Genomic DNA, 16,838 nt, shown 5'->3' with positions numbered 1-16,838 from the left:
CATGGCCAAATCAATGCCGACACTCCGGTGTGCCAGCTGCGGGCGTTCCGAGGCCCGAGACGACTGGGAAACCGCGACGCACCCGACGCTCGGGACGATGACGCAGTGCCCGGACTGCGGGAGCACGAACGTGCAGACGAAGCGGTAGCCCGAGCACGACGAGTAGTCGCACAGCTTACAGCTACCGTAGGGGTTTATTATTGATTGGTAGTCAGGGTGGGGGTGTGTTCAGAAAAGTAATCGACCTCGTTCCGAGCGCACTCCTCGGACAGGCCGCGCTCGGCGTCGGCGCGTTCGGGCTGATCATGGTCGTGGGGTACAGTCTCGCGTACGGTACAGAAGGGCTGATGTCGCTGGGCTTCTCCCGGCAGACAGCCGGCATGGCAACCGTCGTCGTGGTCCTCGCCGCCTGCCTCTACGGCCTCTACTGGTTCGCGACCAGGCTCATCGACTGGTAGCTACTCGTCGGGTTCGAAGTCGAGGGAGACGGAGTTGATGCAGAACCGCTCGCCCGTCGGCTCGGGCCCGTCCTCGAAGACGTGGCCGAGGTGGCCGCCGCAGTTCGCGCAGACGACCTCGGTGCGCTCCATCCCCTGGCTGTGGTCGGGTCGGCGCTCGACGGCCTCGCTGTCGGCGGCGTCCCAGAAGCTCGGCCAGCCGCAGTGCGCGTCGAACTTCGTCTCCGCGTCGAAGAGGACGGCGCCGCAGCCGGCGCACGTGTACGTCCCCTCCTCGTCGCGGTCGACGTGGCCGCCGGAGTACGGGCGCTCGGTGCCCTGCTCGCGGAGCACGCGGTACTCCTCCTCGGTGAGTTTCTCGCGCCAGTCGGTCTCACTCTCGGGTGTGTTCGACATACCGCGTTTAGGTGCCGACCGCAGGTAAGCGTACAGGTTGGCCAACTTGGGGTTCGGGAGTGCTCGATCCGTTGACGCCTCCTCGAAAGCCCCCGCTGGGTCGACTCCCAGGGCTCGCTGCGCTCCTCGCTCACTACGTTCGCTGTGGTGCTTACGTCGCCCGGGTTCGTCGACCCAGCGGCCCCTTTCAATCCCATCGCGGCGGCTGACCAACCAGCCTGGGCGGGACTGAAAGGGGCGGACGGCTACGGGAAGCACGACGACGTAAGCACCGCAGGCCGAAGGCCGAGGAGCGTGGTTCGAGAGAGCTAGGCTCTCTCGTCATCACGAAAGACGGCTGCGCCGTCTTTCGAACGACAGCGAGTCGCGCGAGCGTAGCCGCCCGGGGCTTTCGAGAAGGAGCTGTCGGATTCTACTGACGCTGCTCGATAACGGATAACTGATTCTGCCCTACAGCCTGTCGACCATCCCCGCCGCGAACTCGAGTTCGTCCTCGTTGACGCCGTGCCCCATCCCCTCGTAGATGCGCTCGGTGACGTCGGCGTCCATCGACTCGAACACCGCCTTCGTCTCGTGGACGCGGGACTCGGGGATGTGGGGGTCGCGGTCGCTGCAGCCGAGGAAGACGGGCGTCCCGTCGAGGCTGCCGTCGTAGTCGTAGGACGTCCCCTCGGGCCCGTGGAGGCCGCCGGAGAACGCGACGAAACCGCCGAAGCGCTGGGGGTTGCGCGCGACAAACTCGCTGCCCAGGCAGGCGCCCTGGGAGAACCCGAGGACGAGGACGCGGTCGGCGGGCACGTGCTCGGTGACGTCGTCGAAGACGTCGCCGACGAGCGAGAGCGCCGAGGAGAACCACGGCTCGTTCTCCGTCGTGGGTTCGAGGAAGCTGTTCGGGTACCAGGTCGCGCGGGTGGCCTGCGGCGCGACGAACGCCGTGTCCTCGCTCGGGAGGTCCTCGGCGAACTGGAGCATCCCCGTGGCTCGGGCACCCCGTCCGTGGAGCAGCACGACGGCGCGTTCGGCGTCTTCGAGGGCTGTCCCGCGGTGCTCGACCGGCTGGCCGGCGTGCGGGTTCGCGTCGCTCACGCCGGTCCCTCCAGTTCGAGCGGCGGCAGTTCGGACTCGATTTCCGCGCGGTCGTCCTCGAGCCACGGCGGCAGCTTGAGCGACGAGCCGAGCTCCGAGACGTCCTCGTCGGTGGCGAAGCCTGGTTCGTCGGTTGCCACCTCAAAGAGGACGCCGCCGGGTTCCCGGAAGTAGATGGAGCGGAAGTACTGGCGGTCCTTCTGTGGCGTCGTGGACATCCCAACCTCGCTGACGGCGTCGCCGAGCGCGGCTTGCGCGTCGTCGTCGGCCGCGCGGAACGCGACGTGGTGGACCGTGCCGACCCCGGGCTGACCCCACGAGCCGCCGCTCGTCAGCACGTCCACGACGCTCGCGCGCTCGCCGGCGACGTAGCGGACGCGCTCGCTCGCCTCCTCGGTGCGCTCGTAGCCGAGCGTCTCGAGCACCGTGCCGGTCGACTCGGGCTGGGTGGGGTGGAGCGTGACGCCGTGGAAGCCGCGAATCGCGTGCTCCTCGGGGATGGGGCTGTCGCTCCACGGTTCGACGTCGCTCTCTCCCTCCACCAGTTCGAGTGGCTGGCCGTCGCCGTCCTGGAACGGCAGGACGCGGGCGCCGAAACGCTCCTCGGGGTCACCGTGGTCGACGCCGCGCTCCTCGAAGCGTTCGGTCCAGAATCCGAGGCTGCCCTCGGGGACGACGAACGCCGTCGCGGTGGTCTGGCCCCGCCCCGGCGTCCCGGAGCGCCCGTTCTCGAAGGGGAAGAACGTCAAGATGGTGCCCGGTGTCCCGACCTCGTCGCCGTAGTAGAGGTGGTACGTCGTCGGGTCGTCGAAGTTCACCGTGCGCTTGACGAGGCGGAGGCCGAGTTCCTCCCGGTAGAACCGGACGTTCTCCCGGGGGTCGCCGGCCACCGCGGTGACGTGGTGGAGACCCGCCGTCTCCGGGGCGTCGGATGTGGTCATTGTGCTACCGGGTAGGCAGTCCGCACGTAAACCTCTCAGCTAACCACCCGGCCACCCGGTGACACGCACGTCACCTGAGGTGTCGGTGTGATACTTGGTGCGTTCCGGAACCACTATGGCGAGGGCGGGCCTACGTCCCCACATGACCAAGGACGACCGGTACAGCGAGGAGGCGTGCCACGTCATCGACTCGCTGGAGCAGATCGGCTCCCAGTGGCGGCTCATCGTGCTCCACGACCTGCAGGACGGCGAGAAGCGGTTCAACGAACTGAAGCGCTCGACGGACGCGAGCTCCCGCACGCTCTCCCGCGTGCTCGACGACCTCCAGGAGATGGGGTTCGTCGACCGCCGCCTCGAGGAGGAGTCGCCGGTCGCAACCTACTACTCGCTGACGCCGAAGGGCGAGTCGCTGTTCCCTGTCTTCGACGCCATCGAGTCCTGGGCGGACGAGTGGCTCGCGGACGAGACGAGCGCCGCCGAGGCCGTCGAGTCGCTCGCGGACGGGTAGCGATTTCAAGGGCCCTCAGTCTACGACTGACGTCTATACGTCGGCATCGTCGGAACGGGCAACGCCGACAGCGAGCTCGTCGGAACCCAGTACACGGCCGACGGCGACTGTCACCAACCGAGATTCTTTCTATCAGGCCGGCCTCTTTGGTGTATGGCAGACGCCCACTACGACCTCCCGGAGGCGACGGTCGACACCGGACCGCTCCCCGAGGGGACGGAGGCACCCGACTTCACGCTCCCGACGACCGCCGACCAGACCGTCTCGCTCCACGAGTTCCGCGGCCAGCCGGTCGTCCTGGTGTTCTACCCGGCGGACTGGAGCCCGGTCTGTGGCGACCAGATAGCGCTGTACAACGAACTCGTCGACGAGTTCAAGCAGTACGGCGCGCAGGTGCTGGCCATCTCCGTCGACGGCCCGTGGAGCCACCAGGCGTTCTCCGACGCCCGCAACATCTCGTTCCCGCTGCTCTCGGACTTCCACCCGAAGGGCGAGGTGGCGAGAGCCTACGGCGTCTACCGTCCGGAGGTCGGCAGCAGCGAGCGCGCGCTGTTCGTCGTCGACGGCGACGGCGTCATCCAGTGGTCCTACGTCTCGCCGGTCGGCATCAACCCCGGCGCCGACGGCATCCTCGAGGCGCTCGAAGCGCTCGACGCTGATTCCGAGGAATGAACGGCGGTACCCCGATGCGCTCGCGGGTGTCACAACTGACAGTCCCGGTCGGCGACGACGACCACGTCCAGGGCCCGCGGGACGCCCCGGTGACGCTCGTCCAGTACGGCGACTTCGAGTGCCCGTTCTGCAAGGCGGCCTACTCGGTCGTGCGGGAACTCCAGGACCGGTACGGCCCGCAACTCCGCGTGGTGTTCCGCCACTTCCCGATGAAGTCGATGCACCCCCACGCGCGGCAGGCGGCGATGGCGAGCGAGGCCGCTGCCCTGCAGGACGAGCGCGCGTTCTGGGCAATGCACGACCTGCTGTACGAACACCAGGGCCCGCTCGACGACGACGCAATTCTGGAGTGCGCCGAGACCCTGGGCCTGGAGATGGACCGGTTCCGCGCCGACCTGGCGAGCGAGACGGTCGACCAGCGCGTGCAGGCGGACTTCCTCAGCGGTGCCCGAAGCGGCGTCAACGGCACGCCCTCGTTCTACGTCGACGGCGTCCGCTACGACGGCCCGCACACGGCGCCGATGTTCGGCGCGGCCATCGAGCGACGCCTCCGCGGCTACTGAGCGCGTGCCGTCGGAGTCCCAATCCAGCACGTCGTACTTTGGGGATAGACGACGTGGAGGACGTATGGCACACGCAAAATCGCGGTATCCCGTCCCGAGAACCGCCGGCGCTCTCGCGCGCCGCACGACCATCGGCGTCACTGTAGCCGTCCTGTCGCTCCTGGTGGCGCAGGTGCTCGTCGACGCAGTCGGTGTCGACGTCGGCGCAACCGGCGCGACGAGTCCGTTCTCGGCAGTCCCACTCGTGGGGACGACCATCGTCGCCGGCGTCGGCGCCGCTGTCGCGTACGCCGTCCTGGTCAAACTCACCGACCGGCCGGCCCGGTACTTCGTCGCGCTCGCTGTCGCCGTCTTCGTCTTCATGCTCGGCCCGTTGCTTCTCTTGACGCCGGAGATGGGTGTCACCCTCGTGGGCCAGGGCGTCCTCCTCCTCTACCACCTGCTGGTAGCCGTGCCGCTGGTCGTCTTCGTCGTCGGTGGAGTCCAGGTCTGAGGCTACTCGTCGCGGAGCGCCGCCGCGATGGTCTCGAGGTCCGCCTTCCGGAAGGCGCGAGACGTGTTCTCGTCGTCGGGGGCCGCGAGGCCGTCGACCTGCTCGCGGATGCCCGCCCGCATCTCGGGTTTCGACGGCCGCCCGCTGGTGTCGACGTCGGCGCCCACGGCGTCGCAGACCGCTGCGAGCGCCTCCTTCGTGAACGCCGTCGACTCGATTCGCTCGTAGCGCCCCACTGCCTCCCGGATCTCGTTCCGGAGGTCGTCGACCGTCTTCGTCATGGCCCCAGTGACGTGGGGCCGCGTTGTATACGGTTCGGTCGTACCGCCGTCAGCGTTCTCAGCTCTCGTGGGGGCTGTAGTTCGGCGCCTCGTCCGTGATCATCACGTCGTGGGGGTGGCCCTCGGTCTGGCCCGCCGAGGACACCCGCACGAAGCGCGCTTCCTGCTTGAAAGCGGGAATCGTGGGTGCGCCGACGTAGCCCATCCCGGACTGGATGCCGCCGACGAGCTGGTGGAGCTCCTGGGAGAGCGGCCCCTTGTACGGCGTCGCCGCTTCGACGCCCTCGGGGACGAACTCCTCGTCCTCCTCGTCGTCTTTCAGGTAGCGGTCGCCGCCGCCGGACTGCATCGCGCCGACCGACCCCATGCCGCGGTACTGCTTGTACTTCTTGCCGTTCATCGTGATGACGCGGCCCGGGGCCTCGTCGGTGCCCGCGAAGTAGGAGCCGAGCATCACTGCGTCGGCGCCCGCGGCGATGGCCTTCGCGGCGTCGCCGGAGTACCGGATGCCGCCGTCCGCGATGACAGGGACGTCCTGCTCGCTCGCCACGTCGGCGACCTGCGAGACGGCCGAAATCTGGGGCATTCCGGCGCCCGTGACGACCCGCGTCGTACAGATGGAGCCCGGCCCGATGCCGACCTTCACGCCGTCCGCGAAGTCGACGACAGCCTCGGCGGCCTCGCGGGTGCCGACGTTGCCGACGACGACGTCGGCCTCGACGGTCTGGGCTATCTCGCGGGCGGCGTCGATGACGTTCTCGTTGTGGGCGTGCGCGCAGTCGATGAACAGCACGTCGGCGTCCGCCCCGTCGGCGGCGGTCGCGCGGTCCGTCTCGAAGGGACCGACGGCCACACCGACGCGGAGGCGGCCGTTCTCGTCACGGGCCGCGTCCTCGTGCTCGCGCCGGTTGAGGATGCCCTGCATCGTGACGAGGCCGACAAGGCGCTCGTCGTCGTCCACGAGCGGGACGCGCTCGATCTTGTGCTCGTACATCAGTTCGAGGGCGTCGCGCGCGGTGACCTCTTCGGGGGCCGTGATGACCTCGTCGGTCATCGCCTCACGGACGGAGTCCGACTCGCCGACCTCGAGGTACGGACGGATGTCGGTCCCGGAGATGATGCCGAGGACGGTGTCGTCGTCGTCGACGACCGGGGCGCCGGAGACGCCTTCGCGGTTCATCATCTCGTCGACGTCGCTGACGGTCTGTTCGGGCTCGGCGGTGACGACGTTCTCGCGCTGGATGACGAGCTCGTCGGCGCGCTTGACGCGCTCGACTTCCGCGGCGGTGTCCGCGACGTCCATGTTGCGGTGGAGAACGCCCAGGCCGCCCTCCCGGGCCATCGCGATTGCGAGGTCGGACTCGGTGACGGTGTCCATCGCCGCCGAGAGGATGGGGACGTTCAGCGTGACGTTCGTCGAGACGCGCGTGGAGACGTCGGCGTCGTCGGGCTCGACGCGGCTCTCGCTGGGGCGGAGCAGGACGTCGTCGAAGGTGAGCGCCTCTGGTACGCGGAGTTTTTCGGAGAATCGGCCGTCGTTCGAGGAGTCGTGCGCCATGTAAACCGTCGCGGCGCCCACGGCAAAAGCGTTGCGAGATTGGCCGAACGTGCGAATAGTGCACAGCCACGCGGGCCGTTTGGGGCACGGACGTGTATCGGGCCGGCGGCACTCGACGACTGTCCAGTCGCGGAGTCTCTATGGAACGAACGTGAAGATAATCCACCTCCGGGGACGATATCTCTTCCCAAATCGGAAAAACGCCGTCACTCCGTAGTCGGGTACTTAAATGGCGGTTTCGGTCCCACACCATTTGTGGTCGCGTGTCACGCAATCTTTATGCTACTAACCCCAGTGTTGTGGTGTATGGACTCCACCAGTCCCGATGTGATCCGCATCGCCGGTAACAACAGCGACGTCTCCGGCGTCTTCACATTTTTCGGGAAACTGGTGGACACACTCGGATTCGGACGCTCGGCGCACGCCGCCACGCACCGCGAATCCGGACGCACGCCGTCCAGGCCCGAGTTGAGCCCGTAGCATGAGTAGCTCACGCCACCCTGTCGCCCTCCGCCTCGAGCAACGGGTGGGCGGCGCCACGCGCCTGCTCGCCACGGTGATGTTGCTCCCGCTGGCCGACGGCATCTTCGCAGCGCTCGTGCTGGCGGGCGAACTCGAGACGTGGGCGGGTATCACCCAGATCGGCCTGCTCGTCTTCGGCGGCAGCGCCACGCTCGCGGTCATCCTCGCAGAGATGGACGACGACCCCTGGGAGCAGGTGACCAGCGTCCTCGTCGTCGGCGTGCCGCTGATTCTCATCGCGGCCGTCGAGGCGGCACTCGCGCCGACCATCGCGACGCTCGTCGACGTCCCTACCTTCGAGCGGTTCGCCGCGCTCGTCATCCTCGCCATCGCCGCGAAGACGGCCAGTTCCACCATCGGGGACTACCTCCCGTCGCCCGGCATCATCATCGGACTCGGCTTCATCGCGAGCTTCCAGCCCGGCTCGTTCAAGTTCGTCCCTGACTACGACCCGATGCTGCTGTTCAGCGCGGCCGCGGCCGGCGGCGTCGCCGTCGCGTTCGCGCTGGCCGTCGTCGCGCTCCGGCCGTACCTCCGGCGCGTCGTCGACATCGACCGCTTCCGGTTCGGGAGCGCCGTCGCGCTCGGCACGCTCGCGCTCTCCATCTTCCAGCTCGTGCCGTCCCAAGCGCCGCTGGTCGTCTTCGGCGTCGCCGGCCTCCTCGCGTTCAACCCCGAGGCAGCGCCCGACGATGCGGGCGACGACGAGCCCCAGTCGGTCCCGGACGCCGACGACGGCCCGGACCGCCCCACCCCGTCGAGCCCCGCGGCGACCCCCGACGGCGGCAGCGACGCCAGCGACACCGACGACGAGGAGCCGGCGTACGGCTACCCCGGGGAGAACGGCGCCGAGGAACGCGCGCCGTGGCTCTGAGTCGGCCGACCGCCCGACAGAACTCTTTACCGTAGCGCCCTCCTCGCTCACGTATGGCCGACAACCGTGTCGTGCAGGGTCGCATGGTCACGCCGAAGAAGCTCGCGGAACTCGTCGAGGGAGAGTCCGTCATGGACGCCGAACCCATCGAGGAGGCCGACCGCAACTGCCCCGACTGTGGCGGCGACGTGCTCTCGGTGGGCTACATGCCTTCGGTCACCGAGTTCGTCACCGGTTACAAGTGCCAGGACTGCGACTGGAGCGAGCGCGAGAGCTAGTCCCGCCAGCGCACCGTCTCTACCTCCGGGGCCGTCTCGCTCGCGACTACCGTACCGACCTGTTCTCCGTCCTCACGTTCCGCGACGTCGATGCGACCGTACCCCTCCGTGACGACGTCCCGCAGGTCCCCGTCGAACTCCTCGGCGTCCTCCACGCCGAGTCTGTGCTCCCCGCCGATCTCCCGGACGACTATCGGGTACTCGCGCATGAGTCACGCTACGCGGTCCCGCGCCAAGAATCTGTGTTGCGGCGCTACCGCCGCGCGAATCGAAACGCACTTACGGAAAATCATCGTACCAGCGAACGCGCGGGGCTGTGGCCAAGCCAGGAATGGCGACTGACTCCAGAGGTCACGCGCCCGGGACGAGATTCCAGACTGGTATACCGAGCGGCCGACTGATCATCGGTTCGCGACGACGACCCTCTGGAGTTCCGAGGCGCACCGGAGATATCAGTCGATCGGGGGTTCAAATCCCTCCGGCCCCACTTCTTAGATTACCGCGACCGTGAGCGACTGTTGTGTCGCTCACGTCGCTTGTTCGAGTGACTGGGACGGGATCTGAACCCAGTCGCGAGCGATAGCGAAGCGACATCGGTTCACAACTCCTCCACCGCACTGTTGCTACCTGAACACCAAAACCGCGAGACAGTAGCAACTCCGCCGTTCCGATAGTGTCGTCCTGTTTAGGTCACGCGAGAATCCCCCACTTCGGGGACGGGAGCGGCCGTATCCTGCAAACGAAACCAGGCAAGGTGAGGGATGCACTGGTAGTGGCCGTCGCTCATGACGTACCAGATGAAGATTCAAAATGAAAAATTGATGATTCCGATGGATTTTGAGTTCAACGAGGGCACAATCACCCCGAAGTCCCGGAGGACGACTCTCACTCGGTACCCTGCTACGTAGGGTAAGAACGTCCTCTAGAGCTTGCTACCGGAGGAATGATTAGCCTGGTTTACGTCCTGGTCCAACGCGCCCCCGAATCATAATTTTTTCGCATTATCTCCGAATTCCTCTGGCGATATGACTGGAACGAGCTCCTTTCAATCCGCATTGGGTGATGCTGAATAAGCGGGCATCCCCGGTACAATAATGCTTTTTCTACATTGGAGTGATAGGTGGCCTATGACTGTCGAGTCCCTCGTCGAGTACCTCCAGGACCGTGCCGGTGGCCATCTGCGGGGCGTGGTGCGCTACGACGGTTCGGGGTTCGACGTCGTCTACGTGCGGGACGGACTGGACGGGGACGCGTTCAGGGCCCGTGTCTCGAACATCCACGAGAGCATCGTGGGACAACCCGCCGCGGAGATCGGCGACGAGACGTTCGGGAAGGCCTACGCGACACTGAGCGTACGCAAGCACGCCGTCGTCCTCAACTTCCGACGGGAGCCACGGTCGGGGATTCTCGTCGGCCTCGACCCCGAGGCGGCCCGCCAGCTCGTCGCGTTCATCCACGAGAGCATGGAACGCGGGCTCCCGGAGGGGTCACCGGCCTGATTCCTCGTCGGTAGCAGAGCCTTCATCACTACGTTCCCAGGTCGTCCAGCGCAAGGATTTACCTCTCCCTCGAACAACTGTCAGGGTGGCTATGTACTGTCGTTCCGAGTCCCCCACGCGAGCCGCCTGTGGGCCGTCGGTCGCCTCACGGGGCGTCCAACCGTCCGCCGCTAGCACCGCCGACCGACCCCGCCAGTCCGGAGTCCGCCGTTTCGCATTCGGAGGTGTCGTGTCGTGACGAGCCAGCTATCCGAGTCCCAGCAGGCGCTCCGAGCGGAGGCCCGGCAGTACGCCCAGGAGACTATCAGACCGAGAGCCATCGACCTGGACCAGAGCGAGACGTACCCCACCGAGATTCTCGACGACCTGGCGGAGATGGGGTACGGCGGACTGACGATCCCAGAGGCGTACGGCGGCATGGGCGAGGGAATGACTGAACTCGCCGTCGTCGTCGAAGAGCTGTCAGCGGCGCTGATGCCCGTCGCGAGTGCGCTGGCGCTGCACCTCGGCGTCGCGGAGGTCGTCGAGCGGTTCGGCTCCGACGCCCAGCGCGAGCGGTTCCTCCCCGAGATGGCGTCCTACGACACCGTGGGCGCGCTCGGCCTGAGCGAGGAGGGCGCCGGGAGCGACAAACTCGCGATGGAGACGACGGCCGAACGGGAGGGCGACGAGTGGCTGCTGAACGGTCACAAGCGCTGGGTGACGAATCTGCGCCACGCCGACTACGTCCTCACCTACGCGAAGACGGGGCCCGAGGCGGACGCGCCGCGGAACGTCACCGCGTTCCTCGTTCCCGCCGGGGAGTTCGACGTCGAGACAGTCTGGGACACGCTCGGCGCCAACCCCGTGAAGTCGCCGAAGGCGACGCTCTCTGACGTCCGCGTCCCCGACGACCAGCGCGTCGGGCCGGTGGGCGAGGGGTACGTCCAGCGTGGCGACCTCGCGACCGGCTTGAACGTCCCCGCCCGCGCCGTCGGCATCGCGCGGGCGGCGCTCGACGACACGGTGGCGTACACGGCAGAGCGCGAGCAGTTCGACCACCCCATCGCGGAGTTCCAGGGGGTCACCTGGGAGGTCGGCGAGATGGCGACGAACGTCGACGCGGCCAGACTGCTCACGCTCCGCGCCGCCGCGACGGCCGACCGGGGAGCAAAGTCCTCGAGGGCGTACAGCATGGCGAAGGTGCACGCCACCGAAGCGGCCGTCGAGAACGCGAACACCGCGATGCAGTTGCACGGCGGCATCGGCTACACGACCGAGAAGCACGTCGAGCGCTACCTCCGGGACGCGCGGCTGTTGACAATTGCTGGCGGTCCGAACGAAGGCCACAGGGACACGCTCGGCGAGGCTGTGTACGAATCGCGCTCGAACTGAGGAGCGGAGGCGACACCGCTTACCGTCCGGGTAAAATCTGAGTAGGAACCGTTCCCGCTACCGTTCGACAGCCGACGCGGGCCCGACGGACTGCTCCGTCACTCGATCCAGACTGTTTTCTTGTTGACGAACTCCCTGATGCCCACCCCGGAGAGCTCGCGGCCGTAGCCGGACTCACCGATGCCGCCGAACGGCACGCGGGGGTCGGACTTGACTAGCTGGTTGACGTAGACGCAGCCAGCCTCGATGCGCTTGGCGACGCGCTCGCCGCGCTCGCGGTCCTCGGTCCAGACGCTCCCACCGAGGCCGAACTCCGTGTCGTTCGCGAGTTCGATGGCGGCCTCCTCGTCCTCGACCTCGTACACCGCGGCGACGGGGCCGAACGTCTCCTCGGCGTCGACCGGACAGCCGTGGGGGACGTCGGCCAGGATGGTCGGCGGATAGTACGAGCCCTCGCGGTCCATCGGCTCGCCGCCCGTGAGGACGGTGGCGCCCGCTTCGATGCTCTCCTGGACCTGTTCGTCGAGCTCCTCGAGGAGGTCCGGCCGCGACTGCGGGCCGACGTCCGTCTCCTCGTCCATCGGGTCGCCGACGGTCAGCGACTCGAACTCGTCGACGAACCGGTCGACGAACTCGTCGTAGACGTCGGTGTGGACGACGAAGCGCTTGCCAGCGATGCAGGACTGCCCGCCGTTCTGGTTGCGCGCCCACGCACCGGTCTCCGCGGCCGCCTCGACGTCCGCGTCGTCGAGGACGACGAACGGGTCGCTCCCGCCGAGTTCGAGGACTGTCTTCTTGAGGTTCTCGCCCGCGGAGGACGCGACTGCGCGACCCGCTGGGCCGCTCCCGGTCAGGGTCGCTGCCTTCACGCGCTCGTCGGCGATGACGTCGTCGACGAGGTCCGAGGGGATGAGCAGCGTCTGGAAGACGTCCTCGGGGTAGCCCGCCTCTCGGAACACTTCCTCGATGGCGACGGCGCACCCGGGAACGTTCGAGGCGTGTTTCAGGAGGCCGACGTTACCGGCCGTCAGGTACGGCGCGGCGAACCGGAACACCTGCCAGAACGGGAAGTTCCACGGCATCACGGCCAGCACCGCGCCCAGGGGCTGGTGGACCGTCTTGACGTCCGTGCCCGCCGGGCTCGGGTGGTGCTCGTCGCCGAGGTAGGCGCTCGCGTTCTCGGCGTAGTGGTCGCAGAGCCACGCGCACTTCTCGACCTCGCCGATGGCCTGGCTGATCGGTTTCCCCATCTCCTGGGTCATCGTCTCCGCGTACTTCCGCTTGTTCTCGCGGAGGACGTCCGCGGCGTTCGCGAGCAGCTCCTCGCGCTCGCGCATCGGCTGTTCGCGCCAGTCCTGGTAGGCGTCTTCAGCGCGCTCGAGGGCGTCCTCGACGTCACCCGCCGAGTGTTCCGCGAATGAGTCGACCTGTTCGCCGGTGGCAGGGTTGATTACGTCCATGGCTAAAGTTCCGTCTCAACGGCTATTGAATACGGAGCTGAATATACCTTGTCCCTGTGGTCAGAAATTGCTGGTGGATTCCCAACACGGCGGACCGAATCCGCGGTGCTCCTCCATTTAAGCGGGGTGACGACGAACAGGGCCGGTGTGCCAACAGTCGACAACCCATCTGGAACGCCGAACCTCGACGGGAACACCGCGCTCGTCGCCGCGTCGAGCAGCGGCCTCGGGAAGGCCGCCGCGACGTCGCTGGCCGAGGCGGGAGCGAACGTGGTCCTCAACGGCCGCGACGAGGACCGACTCGACGACGCAGTCGCCGACGTGGACGCCGCCGGACCCGGTGACGTCGTCGGGCACGCTGCGGACTTGACGGACGCGGACGCCGTCGCCGGCCTGGTCGAAGCGACCGTCGAGACGTTCGGTGGCATCGACCACCTCGTCCTCAACACGGGCGACCCGGCCAGCGGTGGCCTCTACGACGTGACCGATGACGACTGGTACGAGGCGTTCGACCTGCTCGTGATGAGCGCCGTCTGGCTGACGCGGGAGGCCGGCCCGCACCTCCGCGACGGCGGTGGCTCCATCGTGGCTATCGCGTCCATCACGGTCCGCCAGCCCGTCCCGTCGCTCGTGCTCTCCAGCACCGTCCGCATGGGCGTCATCGGCCTCGTGAAGACGCTCTCGCGGGAGTTCGCTCCCGAGGTCCGCGCGAACGCCGTACTCCCGGGGGCGGTGGAGACGCCCGCGCTCCGGAACATCGTCGAGGATGCCGTCGAGCGCGGCGAGTACGACTCCTACGAGGAGGGCCTGGAGAGCTACTGGCCGGACGACATCCCCACGGGGGACGTGGCCCAGCCCTCGGAACTCGGCGACGTCGTGGCGTTCCTCTCCGGGCCGGGCGCGAGTTACGTCAACGGGACGGCGCTGCTCGTCGACGGCGGCGTCGTCCGGTCGGTGTAGGGACGCTACGCACGCCTCGCCCGCGACCGCGTCCGCTACGCTTTGCTTCCCCAGCCGAACGCCAGCCACCCGCCGTCCATGTGCATCACTTCGCCGGTCATGTAGTGGTCGCCGGCCGCGAGGAACGTCGCGCAGTTGCTCACCTCCTCGAACGTGCCAAAGCGGTCGAGTGGAGTGCGGTTCGTGATGTGTTCCTCCGTGTAGCCGTAGTACGGCCAGTCGTGGTCCTCTGTTATCTCCTCGCCCCACGGCGCCTCCGCGAGGGCCGTCTTGATGTAGCCCGGCGCGAGCGCGTTCACGTGGACGTCGTACTCCGCGAGTTCCACCGCGAGACACCGCGTCAGATTCTCGATGCCGCCTTTCGTGGCGTTGTACGGCGCGCGGCCCTGCACGCCGACGCTCCCGTAGATGCTGGACATGTTGATGATCTGGCCACCGTCGCCCTGCTCGGCCATCTGTTCGCCGGCGACCTGCGAACCGTAGAACGTCCCGGTGAGGTTCACGTCGAGGACGTGCTGCCAGTCCTCGGGCGTCTGGTCGAAGAGCTGTTTCTCGACGGTCGTCCCGGCGTTGTTCACCATGATGTCGAGGCTCCCGAACTCGTCGACGGCGGCCTGGACGAGCGCCTCCACGTCCTCCTTCTCGCTAACGTCAGCCTCCGCAGCGACGGCCGTTCCGCCGGCGTCGCGGATGGCGTCGGCGGTGTCGTCGGCGCGTTCCTGGGCCCGCGAGTTGGTGACCACGTTCGCCCCCGCCTCGGCGAACCCCTCTGCGATGGCGCGACCGAGCCCGCTGCTCGACCCCGTGACGATGGCGGTCTCTCCGCTGAGATCTCCGTTCATGGGCCGAGACTCGGACTGTCGGATATTAGTTCTAGTCCCGGCCGATTGTCGACCGCTCGACGCTCGCACAGCGCCGCATTGCTCGTAGCGTCTCCCCCCGACGACTGCGCCGAGGCAAACATTGATGCGGCGGCCCGTGGTCCCCTCTGGCATGGCAGTCGAGCGCATCGGCGTCCACGAGTCGACAGCGATAGACTTCCCGTACGAGGCGCTGCGGGACGAACTCGCGGGCGTCGACGCCGACGTCGTCTCGATACGGGACGCGGACGACGAGGGCGCCGACCCGGAGACCTGCGACGCCTTCGTGACGTTCACCCACCAGCCACGGCTCCTCGACGTCGACCCGGAGTGGATCCACACGACGTTCGCGGGCGTCGAATCGTTCCCGGTCGAGGAGTACGAGCGGCGGGGCATCGCGCTGACGAACAGCACGGGTCTCCACGGAGACAGCGTCGGCGACACCGCACTCGGGATGATGTTGGCGCTGGCGCGGCGCCTCCACGACTACGTCGCGAACCAGCAGGACCACCACTGGGAGTTCCCGGAATGGGACGCCCCGTTCACGCTGCCCGGCGAACGCGTCTGCGTCGTCGGCCTCGGGACCATCGGTGGCACCGTCGCGGCGCGCTGCAGCGCCCTCGGCATGGAGGTGACTGGCGTCCAGCGCTCCGAGGAGTCCGTCGAGGGCGTGGACGAACTCTTCCACCCCGAGAACCTCGACGACGCAATCGAGGACGCGCGGTTCGTCGTGCTCTGCGTCCCGCTGACCGACGAGACGGAGGGACTCCTCGGGGAGTCCGAGTTCGAGACGATGCGCGAGGACGCCTACCTCGTGAACGTCGCTCGCGGCGAAGTCGTCGACCAGGACGCGCTCGTCGACGCGCTCCGCGAGGAGACCATTGCCGGGGCCGCACTGGACGTCTTCGAGACGGAACCCCTCCCAGAGGACTCGCCGCTGTGGGACTTCGACGACGTCGTCGTCACGCCCCACGCTGCCGCCGCCAACCAGGCGTTCTACCGGGATATCGCCACGCTCGTCGGCGAGAACCTCTCGCGACTCGACGCGGGGGACGCACTGAAGAACCGCGTCGTTTGAGCGTTCTCCCCGGTCGGTGCTCGCCGCCGCTCCTCACTCCTCGTCTCCCGACTCTGGAGCGTCGAGACCGGCGAGTGCGTCGACGAGGTTCGTGACGTTCGTGACGGCGTCCTCGACCATCTCGGCGCCCTTCTCGCGGGTCGCGACCGTCGGGTCGCCGAGGTTCCCCGTGTGGGTCAGGGCGTTCATGCGCTCGGCGGACAGCGCCCAGCCCACGCGGTTGTCGCCGTAGGCGTCGTACTCCGTGAGCGGGAGCGCGTCGTCGGGGACGTCGACGGCCTCCGCGCGGTCCATCTGCACGAGGTCCGGGAACAGTGCCAGCATCAGGCTCGTCTCGAACTCGGAGGCGTGGAAGGAGACGTCGCTCGTACGAACGGCCGTGGCGGCGTCCTGGAACACCGAAATGAGCGGGACGTGGAACGCGCGCATCCCGTGTTCGGTCGTCAGTTCGCGGACCACCACGTCGAGTTCCGGGTCCTGCACGAGGTAGTGGCCGTTCACGAGGAGGACGTTCTCGACGCCCCACTCCGCGGCGGAGGTGCAGACGTCCCGGACGTAGTGCTGGAACGTCTCGCTCTCGACGGTGAACGTCCCCGGCTTGAACGTGTGGTGGGGGCTGACGCCGTACCAGACGGGCGGTGCGAGCAGACAGCCAGTCCGCTCCGCGACGCGCTCGGCGATCGCCTCCGGCATGTAGACGTCTACGCCGAGGGGCATGTGGTGGCCGTGCTGTTCGGTGCTCCCGACCGGCAACAGCATCGTCTGGGTCTCCTCGATGGCCGCCTCGACCTCTTGCCAGGTCATGTCCGCGAGCCGGTAGACGGAGTCGTCCCCATCTTCCAGACCGCACCACTGCTCGTGCTCGTGTTCTCGGCCGCCCTGCTCCCGCGTCGCCTGGAGCGTGTCACCCCCCGCCTCGTCGCGGCGGCCGCCGTCGTCGTTGTCGGGACGACAATCGTCTCCCTCTCCTCGTAACC

Annotated in this window: 24 protein-coding genes; 14 read left to right on the top strand and 10 right to left on the bottom strand. The window is 67.7% G+C overall.

Going from position 1 to position 16,838, the window contains the following annotated elements; all coding sequences use genetic code 11:
* The first annotated feature begins 1 nt into the window (after position 1).
* Positions 2 to 148, top strand: a complete 147-nt coding sequence (locus HALDL1_11410; protein ID AHG04137.1) for a hypothetical protein — start codon at positions 2 to 4, stop codon at positions 146 to 148.
* Positions 149 to 224: 76 nt separating this feature from the next.
* A complete protein-coding gene (locus HALDL1_11405) occupies positions 225 to 458 on the top strand; it encodes a hypothetical protein (GenBank protein ID AHG05311.1) in 234 nt (77 codons plus the stop codon).
* On the opposite strand, the gene HALDL1_11400 is transcribed toward HALDL1_11405, so the two are convergent.
* The 3 genes from HALDL1_11400 to HALDL1_11390 all read right to left on the bottom strand — a co-directional run bounded on the left by HALDL1_11400 (position 459) and on the right by HALDL1_11390 (position 2,881).
* The gene (locus HALDL1_11400) at positions 459 to 854 is read right to left on the bottom strand and encodes a methionine sulfoxide reductase B (GenBank protein ID AHG04136.1); all 396 of its coding nucleotides are present in this window, start codon (positions 852 to 854) and stop codon (positions 459 to 461) included. It lies immediately after the preceding gene.
* A gap of 450 nt (positions 855 to 1,304) precedes the next feature.
* A complete protein-coding gene (locus HALDL1_11395) occupies positions 1,305 to 1,940 on the bottom strand; it encodes a phospholipase (protein ID AHG04135.1) in 636 nt (211 codons plus the stop codon).
* Positions 1,937 to 2,881, bottom strand: coding sequence for a diguanylate cyclase (locus HALDL1_11390; GenBank protein AHG04134.1), 945 nt, complete (start codon positions 2,879 to 2,881; stop codon positions 1,937 to 1,939). Before HALDL1_11390 ends, HALDL1_11395 begins: the two co-directional genes overlap by 4 nt.
* Before the next feature lie 142 nt (positions 2,882 to 3,023).
* On the opposite strand from HALDL1_11390, the gene HALDL1_11385 reads away from it, so the two are divergent.
* From HALDL1_11385 to HALDL1_11370, 4 genes are all read left to right on the top strand, one after another.
* Entirely contained in the window at positions 3,024 to 3,389 is a 366-nt protein-coding gene (locus HALDL1_11385) for an HxlR family transcriptional regulator (protein AHG04133.1), read from the top strand.
* A 153-nt stretch (positions 3,390 to 3,542) separates the two neighbouring features.
* Positions 3,543 to 4,061 (top strand): thioredoxin peroxidase, encoded by a 519-nt coding sequence (locus HALDL1_11380; protein AHG04132.1) that lies wholly within the window; start codon positions 3,543 to 3,545, stop codon positions 4,059 to 4,061.
* A gap of 26 nt (positions 4,062 to 4,087) precedes the next feature.
* Complete coding sequence (locus HALDL1_11375) at positions 4,088 to 4,624, top strand: DSBA oxidoreductase (protein AHG04131.1); 537 nt, start codon at positions 4,088 to 4,090, stop codon at positions 4,622 to 4,624.
* A gap of 64 nt (positions 4,625 to 4,688) precedes the next feature.
* Positions 4,689 to 5,117, top strand: a complete 429-nt coding sequence (locus HALDL1_11370; protein AHG05310.1) for a hypothetical protein — start codon at positions 4,689 to 4,691, stop codon at positions 5,115 to 5,117.
* A 2-nt stretch (positions 5,118 to 5,119) separates the two neighbouring features.
* Here HALDL1_11370 and HALDL1_11365 read toward each other — a convergent pair whose 3' ends face one another.
* Together HALDL1_11365 and HALDL1_11360 are read right to left on the bottom strand one after the other, a co-directional pair.
* On the bottom strand, positions 5,120 to 5,398 hold the full coding sequence (locus tag HALDL1_11365; GenBank protein AHG04130.1) for a hypothetical protein: 279 nt from the start codon (positions 5,396 to 5,398) through the stop codon (positions 5,120 to 5,122).
* Positions 5,399 to 5,456: 58 nt separating this feature from the next.
* Positions 5,457 to 6,956: an inosine 5'-monophosphate dehydrogenase gene (locus tag HALDL1_11360; protein ID AHG04129.1), complete on the bottom strand. Its 1,500-nt coding sequence runs from the start codon at positions 6,954 to 6,956 to the stop codon at positions 5,457 to 5,459.
* A gap of 306 nt (positions 6,957 to 7,262) precedes the next feature.
* On the opposite strand from HALDL1_11360, the gene HALDL1_11355 reads away from it, so the two are divergent.
* From HALDL1_11355 to HALDL1_11345, 3 genes are read left to right on the top strand one after another with little or no spacing between them, the layout of a single operon-like run.
* Complete coding sequence (locus HALDL1_11355) at positions 7,263 to 7,436, top strand: hypothetical protein (GenBank protein AHG05309.1); 174 nt, start codon at positions 7,263 to 7,265, stop codon at positions 7,434 to 7,436.
* Between the two features lies 1 nt (position 7,437).
* Positions 7,438 to 8,352, top strand: a complete 915-nt coding sequence (locus HALDL1_11350) for a hypothetical protein (GenBank protein ID AHG04128.1) — start codon at positions 7,438 to 7,440, stop codon at positions 8,350 to 8,352.
* 53 nt (positions 8,353 to 8,405) lie between these two features.
* Positions 8,406 to 8,630, top strand: coding sequence for a hypothetical protein (locus tag HALDL1_11345; protein AHG04127.1), 225 nt, complete (start codon positions 8,406 to 8,408; stop codon positions 8,628 to 8,630).
* Here HALDL1_11345 and HALDL1_11340 read toward each other — a convergent pair.
* Both HALDL1_11340 and HALDL1_11335 read right to left on the bottom strand, forming a co-directional pair.
* Complete coding sequence (locus HALDL1_11340) at positions 8,627 to 8,839, bottom strand: hypothetical protein (protein AHG04126.1); 213 nt, start codon at positions 8,837 to 8,839, stop codon at positions 8,627 to 8,629. The genes HALDL1_11345 and HALDL1_11340 overlap by 4 nt on opposite strands.
* A 476-nt stretch (positions 8,840 to 9,315) precedes the next feature.
* Positions 9,316 to 9,417, bottom strand: a complete 102-nt coding sequence (locus tag HALDL1_11335; GenBank protein ID AHG05308.1) for a hypothetical protein — start codon at positions 9,415 to 9,417, stop codon at positions 9,316 to 9,318.
* A gap of 340 nt (positions 9,418 to 9,757) precedes the next feature.
* Here HALDL1_11335 and HALDL1_11330 point away from each other — a divergent pair, with 340 nt between their 5' ends.
* Positions 9,758 to 10,129, top strand: a complete 372-nt coding sequence (locus HALDL1_11330) for a hypothetical protein (protein ID AHG05307.1) — start codon at positions 9,758 to 9,760, stop codon at positions 10,127 to 10,129.
* Between the two features lie 234 nt (positions 10,130 to 10,363).
* A complete protein-coding gene (locus HALDL1_11325) occupies positions 10,364 to 11,503 on the top strand; it encodes an acyl-CoA dehydrogenase (protein ID AHG04125.1) in 1,140 nt (379 codons plus the stop codon).
* A gap of 98 nt (positions 11,504 to 11,601) precedes the next feature.
* Here HALDL1_11325 and HALDL1_11320 read toward each other — a convergent pair whose 3' ends face one another.
* On the bottom strand, positions 11,602 to 12,963 hold the full coding sequence (locus HALDL1_11320; protein ID AHG04124.1) for a succinate-semialdehyde dehdyrogenase: 1,362 nt from the start codon (positions 12,961 to 12,963) through the stop codon (positions 11,602 to 11,604).
* A gap of 147 nt (positions 12,964 to 13,110) precedes the next feature.
* Here HALDL1_11320 and HALDL1_11315 point away from each other — a divergent pair, with 147 nt between their 5' ends.
* The gene (locus HALDL1_11315; GenBank protein ID AHG04123.1) at positions 13,111 to 13,923 is read left to right on the top strand and encodes an oxidoreductase; all 813 of its coding nucleotides are present in this window, start codon (positions 13,111 to 13,113) and stop codon (positions 13,921 to 13,923) included.
* Positions 13,924 to 13,958: 35 nt separating this feature from the next.
* On the opposite strand, the gene HALDL1_11310 is transcribed toward HALDL1_11315, so the two are convergent.
* Complete coding sequence (locus tag HALDL1_11310; protein ID AHG04122.1) at positions 13,959 to 14,765, bottom strand: short-chain dehydrogenase; 807 nt, start codon at positions 14,763 to 14,765, stop codon at positions 13,959 to 13,961.
* 151 nt (positions 14,766 to 14,916) lie between these two features.
* On the opposite strand from HALDL1_11310, the gene HALDL1_11305 reads away from it, so the two are divergent.
* On the top strand, positions 14,917 to 15,861 hold the full coding sequence (locus HALDL1_11305; GenBank protein AHG04121.1) for a D-2-hydroxyacid dehydrogenase: 945 nt from the start codon (positions 14,917 to 14,919) through the stop codon (positions 15,859 to 15,861).
* Positions 15,862 to 15,894: 33 nt separating this feature from the next.
* On the opposite strand, the gene HALDL1_11300 is transcribed toward HALDL1_11305, so the two are convergent.
* Positions 15,895 to 16,704 (bottom strand): creatininase, encoded by an 810-nt coding sequence (locus HALDL1_11300; GenBank protein ID AHG04120.1) that lies wholly within the window; start codon positions 16,702 to 16,704, stop codon positions 15,895 to 15,897.
* A 15-nt stretch (positions 16,705 to 16,719) separates the two neighbouring features.
* Here HALDL1_11300 and HALDL1_11295 point away from each other — a divergent pair, with 15 nt between their 5' ends.
* Positions 16,720 to 16,836 carry a hypothetical protein gene (locus tag HALDL1_11295; protein ID AHG05306.1) on the top strand — a complete coding sequence of 39 codons (117 nt, stop codon included), beginning with the start codon at positions 16,720 to 16,722 and terminating at the stop codon, positions 16,834 to 16,836.
* The last annotated feature ends 2 nt before the right edge of the window (positions 16,837 to 16,838 follow it).

The organism is Halobacterium sp. DL1, assembly GCA_000230955.3.
GTDB lineage: Archaea > Halobacteriota > Halobacteria > Halobacteriales > Halobacteriaceae > Halobacterium.
This window is presented reverse-complemented; position numbering and strand designations above follow the sequence as displayed.